Annotated in this window: 12 protein-coding genes; 5 read left to right on the top strand and 7 right to left on the bottom strand. The window is 68.7% G+C overall.

The window, feature by feature from the left end; genetic code table 11:
* The first annotated feature begins 68 nt into the window (after positions 1-68).
* Together ACN9M6_RS09195 and ACN9M6_RS09190 are read left to right on the top strand one after the other, a co-directional pair.
* On the top strand, positions 69-512 hold the full coding sequence (locus ACN9M6_RS09195) for a hypothetical protein (protein WP_419162631.1): 444 nt from the start codon (positions 69-71) through the stop codon (positions 510-512).
* A 5-nt stretch (positions 513-517) separates the two neighbouring features.
* On the top strand, positions 518-1,765 hold the full coding sequence (locus ACN9M6_RS09190; protein WP_419162630.1) for a hypothetical protein: 1,248 nt from the start codon (positions 518-520) through the stop codon (positions 1,763-1,765).
* A 194-nt stretch (positions 1,766-1,959) separates the two neighbouring features.
* On the opposite strand, the gene ACN9M6_RS09185 is transcribed toward ACN9M6_RS09190, so the two are convergent.
* The 7 genes from ACN9M6_RS09185 to ACN9M6_RS09155 all read right to left on the bottom strand — a co-directional run bounded on the left by ACN9M6_RS09185 (position 1,960) and on the right by ACN9M6_RS09155 (position 10,115).
* On the bottom strand, positions 1,960-2,997 hold the full coding sequence (locus ACN9M6_RS09185) for a dipeptide epimerase (RefSeq protein WP_419162629.1): 1,038 nt from the start codon (positions 2,995-2,997) through the stop codon (positions 1,960-1,962).
* 7 nt (positions 2,998-3,004) lie between these two features.
* Positions 3,005-4,240 carry a M24 family metallopeptidase gene (locus ACN9M6_RS09180; RefSeq protein ID WP_419162628.1) on the bottom strand — a complete coding sequence of 412 codons (1,236 nt, stop codon included), beginning with the start codon at positions 4,238-4,240 and terminating at the stop codon, positions 3,005-3,007.
* A 16-nt stretch (positions 4,241-4,256) separates the two neighbouring features.
* Complete coding sequence (locus ACN9M6_RS09175) at positions 4,257-5,210, bottom strand: histone deacetylase (protein WP_419162627.1); 954 nt, start codon at positions 5,208-5,210, stop codon at positions 4,257-4,259.
* A 688-nt stretch (positions 5,211-5,898) separates the two neighbouring features.
* Positions 5,899-6,717, bottom strand: coding sequence for a sigma-70 family RNA polymerase sigma factor (locus ACN9M6_RS09170; RefSeq protein WP_419162626.1), 819 nt, complete (start codon positions 6,715-6,717; stop codon positions 5,899-5,901).
* Between the two features lie 127 nt (positions 6,718-6,844).
* Entirely contained in the window at positions 6,845-7,648 is an 804-nt protein-coding gene (locus tag ACN9M6_RS09165; protein WP_419162625.1) for a metallophosphoesterase family protein, read from the bottom strand.
* Positions 7,638-8,597, bottom strand: a complete 960-nt coding sequence (locus ACN9M6_RS09160; RefSeq protein WP_419162624.1) for a radical SAM protein — start codon at positions 8,595-8,597, stop codon at positions 7,638-7,640. The genes ACN9M6_RS09165 and ACN9M6_RS09160 overlap by 11 nt, the downstream gene beginning before the upstream one ends.
* Positions 8,598-8,762: 165 nt before the next feature.
* A complete protein-coding gene (locus ACN9M6_RS09155; protein ID WP_419162623.1) occupies positions 8,763-10,115 on the bottom strand; it encodes an HD domain-containing protein in 1,353 nt (450 codons plus the stop codon).
* A 124-nt stretch (positions 10,116-10,239) separates the two neighbouring features.
* On the opposite strand from ACN9M6_RS09155, the gene ACN9M6_RS09150 reads away from it, so the two are divergent.
* From ACN9M6_RS09150 to ACN9M6_RS09140, 3 genes are all read left to right on the top strand, one after another.
* Positions 10,240-10,707 carry a hypothetical protein gene (locus ACN9M6_RS09150; RefSeq protein ID WP_419162622.1) on the top strand — a complete coding sequence of 156 codons (468 nt, stop codon included), beginning with the start codon at positions 10,240-10,242 and terminating at the stop codon, positions 10,705-10,707.
* Between the two features lie 40 nt (positions 10,708-10,747).
* Complete coding sequence (locus ACN9M6_RS09145; protein ID WP_419162621.1) at positions 10,748-12,811, top strand: hypothetical protein; 2,064 nt, start codon at positions 10,748-10,750, stop codon at positions 12,809-12,811.
* A gap of 112 nt (positions 12,812-12,923) precedes the next feature.
* Positions 12,924-13,571 carry a (2Fe-2S)-binding protein gene (locus ACN9M6_RS09140; protein WP_419162620.1) on the top strand — a complete coding sequence of 216 codons (648 nt, stop codon included), beginning with the start codon at positions 12,924-12,926 and terminating at the stop codon, positions 13,569-13,571.
* The last annotated feature ends 11 nt before the right edge of the window (positions 13,572-13,582 follow it).

The raw sequence follows: 13,582 nt of genomic DNA, 5'->3' as shown, positions 1-13,582 counted from the left end.
TTGTTGGGGGGCCAGTCATGGTACAAGTTGCGCGACTCGATTCAATCGACCGTCACAGAGGAGCGGCTATGAGCGAGGCAAGCGCCCGGAGAATCAAAGTTACGGTTCGGGCGGTCCAGATCCTCGAGAGCCTGGACGTGGACAAGACCGGCGAGTTCGTGTTCCGGTCCAGGGTTTCGAGCCACAACCTTGATGGCTCCCCTCGTGAGGGACGGTACCCCGCCGAAGGGCACATGAAGATCTCGGAAGATCCGGTCTACAATCGGGTCATCCTCAACTGGGAGATCTTCCAGGGAGAGGTCACCGATCACCTGGTCATCGAACTGACGGGCGAGGAGGAAGACCGGTTCAGCGGGAACGACTTCCTGACGTCCTACCAGCGCGAGTTCCGGGGTCCGGTCGCGGAGTGGCTCGGCACCTACGGGCCGGGTAAGGACACCGGAGCCGCCCACGATGACGACCCCGAGATGATGAGCGATTGGCGCGTCACGCTCTTCATCGATCCCGCCTGAGACCCTTGATTCGCCGCCTGGCACCGGTGCTGGCCGTGGGCGTCGCGTTCGCGGCCTGCGGCGGACGCTCCCTCCCGCCCGGGGCCTCGGCCGAAGCCCGGGCCGCCTACGAGGCATGTCGTGACTTCGACTGGGAGGAGAAGCAGGCCTGTTACGAGGCGCGTCTCATCGAGGAGCTCGATCAGGACGGGGTCGGCGCGGCACTCGAGATGCTGGAGGCAATCGCCGACGCCGACGTGAACGTCGAGGTGCTGGGCCATGTGTTCACGCACGCGATCGGGATCGAGGCGTATTCCCCCGACACGCCCTTCGCGGATGTATTCAGCGAGTGCACGGTGCTCTTCCAGTCGGGGTGCTACCACGGCGTCGTGCAGGCCCACTTTCTCGACACGGGCACTCCGGACGCCGATCGAATCGTAGAACTCTGCGCGCCGTACGAGGGTGATGACGCCGACCGCTGGATCCTGTTCCAGTGCCTGCACGGTCTCGGACACGGTCTCACGATGTACCACGGCCACAATCTCCCGATGGCGCTCGAGGGCTGTGACTTCCTGACGAACCCGTGGAACCGGGAGTCGTGCTACGGCGGGGCGTTCATGGAGAACGTGGTCAACGCGACGCACCCGCATCATCCCGCGGCGGCCCTCGTCTCGGGCGCGGCTGAAGGGGGCGGCGAGGGACAGGAAGCAGAGGCAGGGCACGGGGCACACGACCACTCGGACGGAATGTCCGACGGGGTCGAACCCTGGGACGCGCTTCGGGCCGATGACCCGCACTACCCCTGCTCGGTACTGGACGATCAGTATCTGAATGCCTGCTACATGATGCAGACTTCCGGCATGCTGTGGCACAACGAGGGCGATATCGCCGACGCGGCCGCCTCCTGTCTCCAGGCGCGGGAAGGCTGGCAGGGACACTGCTTCCTAAGTCTGGGCCGCGACATCAGCGCCCGGACGCTGCAGGACGAGGACGATGGTCTGCGCGAGTGCGGGAAGTCCCCGGAAGAGTTCCGCGAATGGTGCTACGTGGGGCTGGTAAAGAACTTCGTGGATCTGACCGCCACGACCGGGGCGGCGTTCGGGTTCTGCCGTCGCGTCGAACCGTGGGCCAAGGACCGCTGCTACCAGGCGGTCGGCGAGCAGATCATCGCGCTGCACGCCGATGCCGAGGGGCGCCGCGAGGAGTGCTCCGGGGCCGAGTCGGAGGAGTTCGCCCGCGTGTGTCAGCGCGGCGCTCAGGTCCCGATCGAATAGCTGTCCCGTTCAGGCTCCCGCCGGGTGCCGGGGGTCGCCGCCCTCATCCACGCCTCGCATGAACCGCCGCAGGAGCCTCTCATCGAGTCGGCCGTCCGCGCGCACTCCTGAGCAGACATCGAGACCGAACGGGCCCACTGCGGCAAGCGCAGCCTCGGCCGGACTCGCGATGCAGCAGATCTTGACCGCGGGTCTCAGAGGGACGCCCCGGCGCCGACCCGCTCGACGCCCAGACCCGGCCGGTCAGTCAGTGCGATCCGCCCGGCCTCGACGCACGGGCCCGTGAACGGATCCGAGCGGAGAAGCGCGGCCCCGTCCAGGTCGGCGTAGTCCACGAGCGGGGCCAAATGCGCCGCCGACGCGATTCCGAGACTCGTCTCCAGCATGCAGCCGAGCATGACCGAGAGGCCGCACGCCCGGGCCGCGTGGACCATGCGGATCGCCTCCCGCGGGCCGCCGCACTTCGCCAGCTTGATGTTGATCCCGTCGACCACGCCGTCCAGCGCGGGGATGTCGCGGGCCACGATGCTCGATTCGTCGACCACGATGGGCAGCGCGGCGCGCGAACGGACGAAGGCCAGTTCGTCGTTCTCCGATGGCGGGAGCGGCTGCTCGACGAACTCCACGCCGTATTCCGCACACATGGCGATCCCCTCCACCGCTTCCCGTGGCGTCCACGCCGCGTTGGCGTCCACGCGCAGGATCTTTCCGGGGGCCGCGGCGCGGACCGCGGCCAGCCGCGCTTCGTCATCCTCGCTTCCGAGCTTGATCTTCAGGATCGGCCACGCTTCGGCCGCGCGTGTTTTTTGGGCCATGACGTCGGGATCGTCGATGCCGATCGTGAACGAACTCAAAGGCGCCTCGGCGGGATCCAGACCCCACAGTCTCCAGAGCGGGAGTCCGACGCGTTTGCCGACCCAATCGTGGAGCGCGGACGAAACCGCGCAGCGCGCCGACCCGTTGTGCCCCAGCAGGCCCGCCAGGTCACGCTCGATGCTCTCGAGCGCGAACGGATCCTCGATCTCCTCGATGCGGGGGGCCAGCCTGCGCAGCGCGGCCTCGACCGTATCGGCCGTCTCTCCGTAGTACGTGGACGGATCGGCCTCCCCCCATCCCTCGATCCCCTCATGCTCCAGACGTACCCACACGAGATCGTCGCCGGTCTTGACGCCGCGGCTGATGCGGAACGGGTGCGCCGTTCGCACGTGGAACTGCTCCCAGGTGACCTTCATGCGTTCTTCATGCTTTCGTCGTCCGCCAGAGGTTGTACTGGATCCGCGACGGGGTCACTTCCGGCCCGTCCTCCCGCATGTAGACGTCGATCTCCGTACGGTGGCCGAACCGCCCCTCCAGATAGACACCGGGTTCGACGGAGAAGCCGACGCCCGCGGAGAGTCGCCGGTCGTCCCGCATCTCGATGCTGTCCAACGTGGGGCCCACCCCGTGAAGCTCACGATCGATCCCGTGCCCTGTACGGTGGAAGATGGCGTCCTCGTACCCATGATCGATCAGCGTCTGCCGAGCCGCCCGATCCGCGTCGGCCCCGGTCGCGACGGGGTTCTCGCGAATGAGATCCACGGCTGCATCCCGCGCCGCGACGACCGCGTCCCAGGCGGCGGTCACGTCGGTCGGCGGCTCCGGTCCAAGGAAGCCCATCCAGGTCTGATCCGCGAAAACGGCCTCGGGCTCATCGGCCGTGCGCCCCCACAGATCAACCATGAACACATGCCCGGCCGCGAGCGTCGAGGACCCTTCCGCCTGCGGTTCGTAGTGCGGCTTGGCGGCGTTCGGCCCCACGGCCACGATCGTGTCCGCCTCGGCGAGACCCTCGGCCCTCAGCCGCGCCCGGATCCACTCGGCGAGATCGTGCTCCGTTTCGGGCGTCGGTTCGCCGGACGTGTCGAAGCCGCCCGCCGTACCCGGATCGACCTCGGGACTGAGTCCGGCGGCCCGGGCCGCCAGTTCGAACGCCGTCCGCGCCGTCCGCGCGAGGATCTCGGCCGCCTCGTGGTGCGTTTCGTGGCCGCGTGCCCCCCATTGGGCCGCCGTGCCGGAGATCAGGTCCACCGAACTCACGACCCGGGGGCCGAGCGACTCCACGAGTTCGACCACCCCGGCCGGGACATTGTCCACGTAGGGGATCGAATCCCGGGAGCTCACCTCCATGGCGACCGAAGCCATGCCGTCCAGCATCCCCCGCAGTTCCGCCTCCATCTCATCCCAGCCGACGTAGCTCGTGAGCCGGTGTGGCCACCCGGCCCACCCCGACACCTCGATCTTCTGTACGAGAGCGTGTGGCTCTCTCCCCGGCTCGACGAGCACGAAGTAACGGCGCTTCTGGCCCTCGGGAAGGCCGACGAGATGCGCCGCCAGCGGATTGCGGGCCCTGAAATCGTACAGGAGCCAGGCGTCGATCCCCCGGCTCTTCAACTCGCGGGCAGCGGTCTCCATGAAGGCGGCGTCGAGGTCGGGCAAGGGCAGACTCCTGTGGTTAGGCCGTGGCGTCGCGGAGGACCTTCAGGTGGGAGACGACGTTTCGTCCCAGTTCGTCGGGATTGTAACCGCCCTCGAGGAAGGAAACCACGCGGTTTCGGGACGTAGGGCGCGTTCGTTCCACGACCTCGTGCGCAAGAGCGGCGAAGTCCGCTTCGGTGAGGGTGAACCCGCCCAGCGGATCCTCGGCTCCCGCGTCGAAACCGGCGGAGACCAGCGTCAGGTCGGGCGCAAAGCGGTCGAGCGCGTCGTCGAGGCCGTCGAGCAGCGTATCGACGTAGCGCTGCGGCGCCAGACCCGCCGGCATCGGGAGGTTGAGCGTGGTCCCCTCGCCCGCACCTCGTCCCCGCTCGTGGGCCGGACCGGTGCCCGGGAAGAGAGGGTGCTGGTGCATCGACAGGAAGAAGACAGACGGGTCTTCGTAGAAGATGTCCTGTGTCCCGTTCCCGTGGTGAACGTCCCAGTCGACGATGAGCACCCGCTCGATGCCGGGCCGGGTCAGCGCATGACGGGCCGCCAGTGCGATGCTGTTGAACAGGCAGAAGCCCATGGCCCGGTCCCGGGTCGCGTGGTGCCCCGGGGGACGCACGACGCAGAAGGCGGCACGGTACTCTCCGGCCAGGACCGCATCGACCGCCGCGACGCCGCATCCGGCTGCTGCGAGCGCGGCGTCCCAGCTTCCCGGTGAGACGGGTGTGTCCGGGTCGAGCCGCAGAATCTGTCCCGTCTCGATCGCACGCTCGCAGGCGGCCCGCACGCGTTCGACGTGCCCGGACGAGTGGACGAGTTCGGTCAGCGCGGGGTCGGCCGACTCCGGCACTACGGGCGTGACGTCCTGGTGCAGTTCCGGGAGCGCCCGCTCCAGCGCGCTCATTACGGCGCGCAGCCGGCCCTGGTGCTCGGGGTGGCCCGGGAGGCGGAGTGGAAACAGGCCGACCGTCTTGAGGGCCATGGGCTGCTAGCAGGCCGTGGACGAGTTCGGTCAGCGCGGGGTCGGCCGACTCCGGCACTACGGGCGTGACGTCCTGGTGCAGTTCCGGGAGCGCCCGCTCCAGCGCGCTCATTACGGCGCGCAGCCGGCCCTGGGATTTGCTCGGGGTGGCCCCACCCGGTTCGCGGCGTCACGCCGACGTGGCGGCTGCAGTCCGGGATGCTGCAGTCCCCGCTCCTTCAACAGGTCGACCGTCTTGAGGGCCAGGGCTGCTAGGTCGCACGACGCGCGTCGCGCGGTCGCTCGCGAGGATTTTCCCCTCGGGGCCGTCCCTCAGTTCCCGGAGCGCCCGAGCCCGCAGCTCCGCCGCGTCACGCGTCACGATCGCGCGCAGCCTGGGCGTGCTAGGTCAGCACCTCCAGCGAACACTCGCGAGGCCTTGCCGATCTCCGGCGGCCGTCCAGACGTCAGAAACGGCTCGAGTCCCGGCACCGCCACGCGATGCGCCCTGGCATCCGCCGCCCGGTGGCAGTGAACTCCCGCAGCCGACCGCACGCGCAGTCGCGCGTCACGCCGAGCAGCCTGCCGCAGACAGCTCGGCCCGATGCTGCCAACCTCCCGTGATCTTGCTCCAGGCGCGGGACATCGCGACTTTTTCCACGGCGCTAGGTCGCGAAACTCGCGAGGATTTTCCCCTCGGGGCCGTCCCTCAGTTCCCGGAGCGCCCGAGCCCGCAGCTGCCGCACGCGTTCCTCACGCCGAGCAGCCTGCCGATCTGCTCCAGCGTCAGCGGCTCCTCGCCCTGCAGGCCGTAGTAGAGCCGCACGACTCGCGCGTCGCGCGGTCGCAGGCGCCGCAGACTTTCGGCGATGTGCCGGGTGAGCAGGCGGGCTTCGACGACCTCCTCGATGTCGGTCTCGTCCACCAGAAACCGCTCCGCGAGCTGGCTGTCTTCACTGGCGCCGACGTGGGCGTCGAGTCGTACTTCCGCGACGTTGACCCGCCGCAGCAACTCGACCGTGGCGGTCGAGAGGCCCGCCCCCGCGGCGATTTCCTGCTTGTTGGGCTCGCGGGCAAGCGTCTGCCTCAGTTCGCCGCGCACGCGCACCATGCGCGCCAGTTCGGTCGCTCGATTGAGCGGCAGGCGGACGGATCGTCCCTGCTTCGCGAGGGCGGACAGGATGGCCTGGCGGATCCACCACACGGCGTAGCTGATGAACTTTACGCCCTGCTCCGGATCGAACTTCCGCGCGGCGACGACCAGACCGACGTTGCCCTCCTGAATGAGGTCGATGAAGCTCACGCCCTGGTTGCGATAGCGCTTGGCCACGGTGATGACGAAGCGAAGGTTCGCCCGGACGAGACGGTCGATCGCGCCCTGATCCCCCTGCCGGGCCGAGCGGGCCGTCTCCTTCTCTTCGCGGGCGCTCAGGAGGGGATAGCGGCCCAGTTCCTCGAGGTAGAGTTCGAGGACCGTGGGCGAAGCATCCGAGACCTCCATCGGGAACTTTCCGCCGTTTCCGAACATCCGCCGGTCCTGGACCGAGGCTCTGGCAGCCCATGGCAAACGGCCCCACGGGCGACCGCTGAGCGGCTTTGGCAAGCTAGACAGGGGCGGGAACGGCTGCAAACGAAGGCCGGACACCGACGGGCCGTCAGAAGCGACCGCGAGCCCGTTCGCGGGCGGGGAGCACCTCCAGGCACGTCGTCCACCAACCGGTCAGAATCGTTTCCACGAACTCCTCCGGCAGCCCCTCGTCCCGCATCTCCTTCGCGAGGCGATCGTGGTCGTACGCGACGGGGACGAACTCGGCGGCGGGCGGCGTCCCATCGGTGGCGTCGAAGTCGAGCAGCGTGTACCAGACGTCGGTCCGTCCGTCGTTCGCGGGGCGCCCCAGCACGCCGACGTTGGCGAACAGTCCGCCTCCAGGCAGTATCCGCTGCCAGGGGATCCCGGTGTGGGTCGCCAGTACGACATCGGTCTCGTACTCGCGGGCGAGATGGGCCAGGAACTGTGTTGACGTGGCCGACTCCCAGAGGAACTCGTTCCTCCGCCGCGGGCTGCCGTGGCACATGAGCAGCCGCGTTCCGTTCACCTCGAGGCGTATCCCGCCGGGCAGGCGGCCCAGCCATCTTCGCCACCTCTCGTGCGTGTTCCGGAAGGTGTACTGGTACGAAAGCCGGGCGAAGTGGTTGTCGCGCGGATCGGTGTACCCGCATTGGCAGTCGTCGAGGCCGCGAGCGATCGAGTCATCGTAGTTCCCGCGCAGGACGTGCACGCCCGCGTCGATGAGGAGCGGGAAGACCCGGTCGGGGTGAGGGCCGAACGCGCCGAGGTCGCCGAGGCAGTAGAGCGCCTCGGCTCCCCGGGCCGTTGCGTCGTCGATCGCGGCCTTCAGCGCGAGATGGTTACTGTAGATGCCGCCGAACACGGCGATGCGGCGTGGTTCAGGAGACATCCTGCCCGATGCCTGCGTAGTTGGAGCAGATCGCGCCGTGCAGCCAGCAGGTGTAGCACGCGGACTCGCCGAGCCGTACCGGGCGCGACGCCTCCTCCAGCGTCGACCCCAGTCGAGCCTCCGGGGTCTCGATGAGGATGGGACACGCGTAGACACCGCGACTCGTGACCACACGGCTCGACGAACAGAGCAACTGGTTGGTCTCGTATCCCTCCAGCATCCCCTCCGTCACCCGTTCCTCGTCCGCGTAGGGGCGGACACGCTCGGCTTCGCGTCCGATGCGCAGCGAGGGGAGGATCTTGAGACGCGGTTGCGCGTACCCCAGGGCCCGGAGTCGCGCGACGAACGCCTGGCGCACTTCCTCGTCGCGCTCCGGTTCCCACACCTGGGTGGCGGTGATGATGGGGAGGAACCCCTGCTCGAGCAGCTTGCGGACCCCATCCATGGCGCGGTCGAAGGTGCCTTCGCCGCGGATCGGATCGTTGGTCTCGGGCGAAGGCCCGTCGACCGAGACGCGGATCTCCAGCGAATACGCCGCGTCGCGAGCCGCCCGCACGATGGGCTGGAGCGCTCGCTTCGGGAGCAGCGTGCCGTTGGTCAGCACCGAGGCCGGCCCCCTCTCCAGCGTCCGTTCGAGCATGGCGGGCAGTTCGGGGTGCATGAAGGGCTCGCCCCCGGTGAAGTAGTACTCCTTCACCCCCCAGCGCTCGGACCGCGCGAGCCAGTCCTCGACCTCGGCGAGGGTGAGGAACTCGAAGCTGTGGTTGTCGGGGGCGCAGCTGATGAAACAGTGGACGCATCTCAGATTGCAGATGGTCCCGGTCACCTGGAACCACAGCGTGTCCAGATGGTCGAGCCGCACCAGAGGCGCCTCGTCGGGCGCGCCGGCGCCATTCGACGGGTGGAGCTGCCGCGCGAGGACGACGCCTCGCTCGGTATCGATCGGCAACGCCGCTCCGGACATAGTGAACCTTTGCGGGTGGTCTGGTGCGTGACGGTCTCTGGTAAGACCCCCGCCACGGGCTGTTGATCCTACCGCGTCGGCGGTGAGATGCGCGACCGTCCGGCGAGGCACACCTCGCCTGGCCGTGCGGCGGCGGCGAGATGCCGGCTTTCAGGCCAGGAGCGGGACACCTGCCTCCAGCCGGGCTTCGACCTCCGCTTCCGGCGCTTCGATCAGGGCCAGAACCGGCCTCGGGTCGCGGGGCGGCGAGGGTTCGAACGAGAAAATGCGGAGTACGCGCGCGGAGTGGTGCAGGGAACGTCCCAGTCGCGGGATGTCGATGAGGCCTCTCTCGCCCAGCGTCGTAAGGCGCCGCACGACGCCGTCTTTCCGCACCAGCAGCAGGTTGAGCTCGAGCATGCCGGGATAGCTCGGATAGTCGAGCATCACCGACCCTTCGGGGAGACCCCACTCGCGGTCCAGCCGGCGTTCGAGGGCGGCCACGAGGTCCACGCGCCGCGACGGCCACGAAGACAACTGGTCGGGGAGCTGATCGCCGGTCAGCTGGACGAGCCGCTTCGGGAGACGACGGTCGACGAGCGCCCGTAACAGTTTCGCGGCTTGGCCGAGCGTGGATGCCGGATCGTGGCCCCGGACCGCCGACGACCGTTCGATCCGTTGATCGATGAGCGACAGCAACTCCTCATCGCTCGGGCCCGCGAGGTCCTCGGAGGAGAGCAGGCCGCTGTCGAGCGCTGTCTGGACGAGGCGGACGAACGTCAGCGTCGCGGCGCGGACCGCGTGGTGCCAGTAGACGTTGCGGAACATCTGGTACTTCGAGAAGAGGAGCGTCTCCAGCGCGCTGATTCCCTTCTCGCTAACCGCGAGTTCGAGCGGCTGTCCGTCCTTCTCGCGGGCGATCGTGAGCGCCGGCAGCAGGCGATCCACATCCACCGCCCCGTATGGCACGCCACAGAACAGCGCGTCGCGCCGCAGGTAGTCGATCTTGTCGAGGTCAAGCGAGCCCGAGATCAACCCCTGGAGCGGGTGGCCGGAGCGACCGCGTATCAGCGCACCGATGCGGGCGGCGGCATCCGGGCCGTAGCGCTCGAGGACCCGTCGGATCGGACCCGCCGCCATGAAGCGCAGCGCGATCTCTTCGTGGTCACCGGGGATCGATTTCGGCCCGAGTTCCTCCACCGCATGCGAGAAGGCGTAGTGCCCGACATCGTGGAGCAGCGCGCCGAGACGCACGATCGGCAGTTCGTCGAGGTCGGCCGCACCCAGGGTCTCGAGGTGTCCATCGCGCTCGAGGCACGAGATCGCCCTCGACACGAGGTGGTACACGCCGAGTGCGTGGAGGAACCGGTTGTGGACGCCACCAGGATACACGAGATGCGCGAAACCGAGCTGCTTGACCCGCCGCAGCCGCTGGAACTGGGGCGCGTCGAGGATTTCAGCAGCGTCGGCGTCCAGGCGGACGTTCCCCCACAGGGGATCACGGATCGTGCGTACTCTCGTCATCTGTCCTGGGAAGATGTTCCGATCCGAGGTCAACGGGCAATCAACGCTCGCGGCCGGCCGGGAGGGCGGCGGTGTTGCGGCGCGGACGGGGCGTTCGCGAGCTTGGCACTCGATGGCTGTCAAGATGGCTGTCAGGGTCCTCCCGGCTGCGGGCCGGCGTCTCGGGCCTCGGGAGGGGGAGCAGGCTGAACTGGAGGCGGCGGTGGAGATCAAACGCGACCGAATGGTCCACCTCGGGTACGCACGGTACTGGCGCTCCGACCAGATCCTGGGCCTGCTCCCGATCGAGGAGGGGAGAGGCCCCGGACGACGCACGGAGGTCTTCGTGTCCACCCGATCCGAACCCGTGACGGCCTCACGATCCGAAGGTTCGATCCTTCGGGACATGGCGTCGCTTCCGGACGAAGCCCGGGCGGCCGAGGTCGGTTCCATTGCCGAGGACCTTGTCGAGGCGTTGCGCGAACTCTCGCCGGTCCTCAAGCGCATGCTGAAGAACGAAGAGGCGTTCGACGTCGAGTACTGGGTCCGCAGGCTCCGCCACGCCGTGGAACCGGGCGAGGAAGGCGAGGGGCAGGAGGACCTTTTCGGCTGACCGCCGGAACGGGGCGCGATTCAGGCGGGGTTCCCGCTCCGTGAGGACTCCCGGGCCTCTCTCGTACAGGGCCGTCGCGGCCGCGGTTGCAACGCTCTGCTGCGCCGCCTCTCCGACTGGAGCTCAGGTCGCTCCGGACGGCTGGAACTCCGACGCCGCGCTCCGCCTCATCGACCGAGCGATCGAGGCACGCCGGCATGCATGGGTTGACAGCTCGCTCCAGCGATTCCGGGCCGATGCGCAGGGCCACCTCTACTACCTCGGCGACTTCCAGGGGAACCGGCACATCATCCGGGCGGACCAGATCGCGCTCGATGTCCGCTGGCAGGCGCCGGACCGCACGATGCAGACGATCGTCGGCCGTCGCCACGAAGTCCGGCTTCCGACGAACATCGAATATCACGTCGACCATCTCTTCCTCGTGCTCGACAACTTCGGGGACCGGATCCGTCTCGGAGACGGCTACGAGGTCGAGAACGTCCTTCACCCGGCTGCGGCCGGGGCACGTCACTTCTACGAATACCGGCTGGCGGACTCGCTCGAGATCCGGATCCGGGGCCGGACCGCCCGGGTGTTCGCAGTGGAGGTCCGCCCGCGCGTGGCGACGGACCCGGCAGCTGTCGGTTCGGTGTTCGTCGATCGCGAGACGGGCGCCATCGCGCGAATGCGGCTGACCTTCACCCGTGCCGCCTATCGCGACCCTCAGCTGGTCCGGATCGTACTCGATCTGCGGTCGGCCCTGTGGGAGGGACGACACTGGCTGCCCATCGAGCAGGATGTCGAGATCACGCGTTCACTCCCCTGGTTCGACTTCCCGCTCGAGACCCTGATCCGGACCCAACTGCGCGTCCTCGACTACCACTTCGACGAAGAGCCGGCGTTCCGCCTCAGTCCCGGGCAGTACGTCTACGCATACCACGAGGACGATCTGGCCCGGTTCGACGCCTGGGAGTCGCCGCTGACCCAACCGGCGGAGGGAGCCGACCGCGATCTCGAGCGGGTCGTCTCGCACGCCCGCCGGCTCCTGCGGCGACAGGGTCTGTTCGGCGGCCGGCGGCTGCAGCTCGCGCTCCCGAACGCGTCGGCGGGGATCCGGGCCCGACGGGCCGAGGGCCTGTTCGTGGGGGCGGGGGCTGCCTACCGGGTCGATGACCTGACGGGGCTCTCGTTCTGGGGAGGCTACCCGACAGGTGAGGCGCGGCCACAGGCCAGCCTTGGGCTCCGCCGCAGTCTGGGCCGTCTCGAGCTGGAGCTGGACGGCTGGCTGCGCGCGAACCGCGACGCCGGGCCTGTCGCGGCCGCCGGAGCGTTCCAGACGCTGGCCCTGCTCGCCGAGGGTGAGGACTACCAGGATCCCTACTTCGCCAGCGGGGGTCGGATCGGAATCGCTCGCGAGACCGGTTCGGCGCGGTGGCGGATCGGCGTGTCGGTCGAGAGCCATGAGGCGGCGGATCTCGTCGTACGGACGGCGCCGTTCGGGGATCGGCCGCTCCGTCCGGTCCGGTTGATCGACGAGGGGGAACTGGCGGCCCTGGACGTCGGACTCGAGGTGGATCTCGGCCGCGGACTGGGCGCGCTCTGGGGGCTGGATCTCGCCGGCGAAGCGGCCACCGGGAGCCTCGGCAGTTTCGGGTATAGCCGAGCCCGCGTCGCGGTGGGCGGTGCACGGCAGAGCCTCGGTGGCGCGTGGACCTGGGCGACCCAACTCGAGTTCGGCTTCTCGGGAGGCGCACTTCCAGCTCAGCGACTCTTCCTGCTCGGGGGACGGGGCTCGCTGCCCGGCCACCCCTTCCGCGGCTGGGGCGGCGACCGGATGGGCCTGTGGCGGGCCGAGGTGTCGCACGCCGCCGCGTCGCCCTGGGTCCGGCTTCGCGCGCTCGGCGCCGTGGGGTGGGCGGACCTCGGGGCGGTGGGCGAGGACGCCGCGCGGCGTTTCGGCGCCATCGGGAGTTCCGGTCTCCGCGCCTCGGCCGGACTGGGGCTGGGACTCTTCTACGACCTCCTCCGGGTCGACCTCGTGCGCGGCTTCGGCGGCGACTCGACCCGGCAGGGAGACTGGACCGTCCTCCTCTCGCTGGATCCGAGACTGTGGGGGATTCTCTAGCCGCAGCTTGTCTTGCCGGGCGGGGGATGGCAGGATTCAGCTTGGGCTGTCGCACCCCGGAACCGGGGTGACGCGCACGGTATGTACAGATCTCCCGCTTGAGGTTTTGCCCATGAGTGACGCCGAGATCCTGACCGCGACTCCTTCGGGTCCCTCCGCCGGTCATTCCCGAAGGAGTTTCATCAAGGGGGTCATCGCGACGGGCGCCGTCGCCTCCTCTTCCGGCTACCTGTTCCGGGCCCGGGGCTCGCTGTCGGCCAGCACGGTCGTCAAGGCCTCGATGCCGCGCATGATCTCGCTGCAGGTCAACGGGGTTTCGCGTTCGGTGGACGTGAACCCGCAGGAGACGCTGGCGATGACGCTGCGTTACAAGCTGGGGCTCACCGGCACCAAGTTCGGGTGCGACCGCGCCGAGTGCGGCGCCTGTACGGTGCTGATCGATGGCGTCTCGCACTATTCGTGTTCGGTGCTGACGAACACGGTGCGCGACCGGTCGATTACCACGATCGAGGGGCTCGAGAGCGCGGACGGAACGCTGCACCCGGTGCAGGAGGCGGTGATCGACGAGGGTGGCTTCCAGTGCGCGTTCTGCGCTCCCGGGTTCATCATGAGCATGGTCGCGCTGACCAACGAGAATCCGGACCCCACGCGGGAAGAAGCCGCGCACGCCCTGTCGGGCAACCTCTGCCGCTGCGGCGACTACAACAAAATCCTGAACTCAGCCATGCGTGCCGCCGAGTACGCGCGGCGCATGGTTTGAGGGGAGGGCTG

It is taken from the genome of Candidatus Palauibacter sp., assembly GCF_965197445.1.
Classification (GTDB): Bacteria; Gemmatimonadota; Gemmatimonadetes; order Palauibacterales; family Palauibacteraceae; genus Palauibacter.
Note: the sequence above shows the minus strand (reverse complement) of the source record. Positions and strands in the feature narration are given on the sequence as shown.